We start from the raw sequence: 1,993 nt of genomic DNA, 5'->3' as shown, positions 1-1,993 counted from the left end.
ACCGCCCGCGACCTGGCCGCCGGCCACTTCGCCGAGCTGATGGCCCGGTACGACCCCCAGCTGCGCGGGCCCGGCCAGCCCGCGGCCATGCGGGGCATCGGCGCCGAGTACGACAACACGCTGGCCGCCCTGCGCCGGCGGTGCGACACCGGCGACTCCTCCGGCGCGGTCGCTCTCGCCCTGAACCTGACCTGGTACTGGCAGATGTTCGGCCGGTACGCCGACGCGGCCTACTGGCTGGGCGAGGCGCTGGCGGTGCCCGGCGGCGAGCCGACGCCCGACCGCGACTGCGCCCGCGCGATCCACCTGATCAACCGGCTCGCCACCCGGCCGGGGATGACCGACGAGGAGGTGGCGGGCGACCAGGCGCAGCTGCGCGAGCTGGCCGACCGGCTGCTCACGTACCCGGAGCCGCCCGGCCCCTACGGCGCGCTCGCCACGCTCCCGATCGCGTTCCTCCAACAGGAGAAGGCCACGTTCGCGATCATCGAGCGCCTGGCCGACGGGGACGACGTGTGGCTGTCCGGGCTGGCCCGCATGTTCCGGGCCCAGTTCGCCGAGAACGCGGGCGAGCTCGACGCGATGCGCACCGACGTGGAGGCGGCCCTGGCCTGCTTCCGGCAGGTCTGCGACCGCTGGGGCCAGGCCACCGCGCTGCCGATGCGCGCCCAGCTCCGCCAGTACGACGGCGACCTCGACGGCGCGCTGGCCGACCTGCGCGAGGCTCGGTCGCTGGCCGGTGAGCTCGGCCCGCTCAGCCTCGGCGAGGAGGTGTTCAGCGACCTGCGCTGGATCGACCTGCACCTGCGGCGCGGCGACACCGACCTGGCGATCGAGATGATCGACTCGGCCCGGGAGTGGGCGCTGCGCGCGAACTCGCCGGAGATGCTGGTCCTGGTCGACGCGTGGGAGGCCGTCTTCCGGATGCGGCTCGGCGACCTGGACCGGGCGGGCCGGCTGCTCGACGACGCCGAGCGGGGCCTGCGCGGCGACACGACGTTCCCCGGCGACCACGCGCGGACGCTGGTCGGCAGCGTACGGGCCTCGCTCTGCCTGGAGACGGGTGACCGGGCCGGCGCGGAGAAGGCGCTGGAGAAGGCGTACGCGGCGGGGCTGGCGACCCGGGACCTGCCGATCCTGTCGGTGGTGGCCGTGGCCGCGGTGGCGCTCGCCGAGGCGCACGGGCGGCATCACGAGACGGCCGTCCTGCTCGGCGCCGCCTCCCGGTTGCGCGGCGCTCACGACCGTACCGACCGGCAGGTTCGCGAGCTCACCCGCCGAGGGCGGGCCGCGCTGGGCGAGGAGGCCTTCGCCGCGGCGTACGCGAAGGGCTGGGAGCTGGACGGGAGGACGGCCGTGACCGACGTCGACCCGGCCCGGCTGCGCCGGGAGCCCAGGACGGCTCACCCGGATCCCGAGTGATCCGGGACGAGAGGAGGCCCGGCTCCGGACCGTCGCGAACGGACCGGCCGCCCGTGCCCCGGGCCGGGCCGGTGGATCTTTCGGTGACGGCCCGCGAGGACCTAGAGTCCAGCCCGTGTACACCGAGGCTCCGGATCTGTTGTGCGCGGGCCGGTTCGACGAGAAGCCCGGCTTCACGGTCTACCGCGAGCACGGCGCGCGGAACTGGATGCTGAGCCTCACCGTCACCAACGCCGCCGAGCGGGCGGCACCTCGTGACCCGGCCGGGCGATCTCGTCCTGATCGCGCCGGGCGCGGTGCAGCACTACCGCGCCTCGCCCGACAGTGGCCCGTGGGGCTACTGGTCGGCGCACTTCCAGCCGCGGGCGGCCTGGTTCGCCTGGCCGCGGCTGCCCGAGGTCTCGCCCGGCTTCAGCCTGACCCGGCTCGACGTACCGGGTCGCGGCGAACGCCTACACGGTGCTCGCGTACGACGGATAACCGGCGTTCACCGAATACACCGACGCGGTGCGGCACAGCCTCGACCACGAGGGGTTCATCCGGTACGTGCGGCTGCGCCGCACGATCGACC

The 1,993-nt window shown here is 74.9% G+C and carries 1 protein-coding gene and 1 pseudogene; both read left to right on the top strand.

Annotated features, from left to right (window positions below; translation table 11 throughout):
* Positions 1-1,422: pseudogene (locus ACFFNX_RS48650) on the top strand (AfsR/SARP family transcriptional regulator); the annotation flags it as partial.
* A 254-nt stretch (positions 1,423-1,676) separates the two neighbouring features.
* A partial coding sequence (locus ACFFNX_RS48645; RefSeq protein ID WP_378213244.1) for an AraC family ligand binding domain-containing protein occupies positions 1,677-1,993 on the top strand: 317 nt, incomplete at its 3' end.

The sequence above is a fragment of the Actinoallomurus acaciae genome (genome assembly GCF_042429965.1).
Taxonomy (GTDB): Bacteria; Actinomycetota; Actinomycetes; order Streptosporangiales; family Streptosporangiaceae; genus Actinoallomurus; species Actinoallomurus acaciae.
The sequence above is the reverse complement of the archived record's forward strand: the minus strand, read 5'-3'. Positions and strand labels throughout refer to the sequence as shown.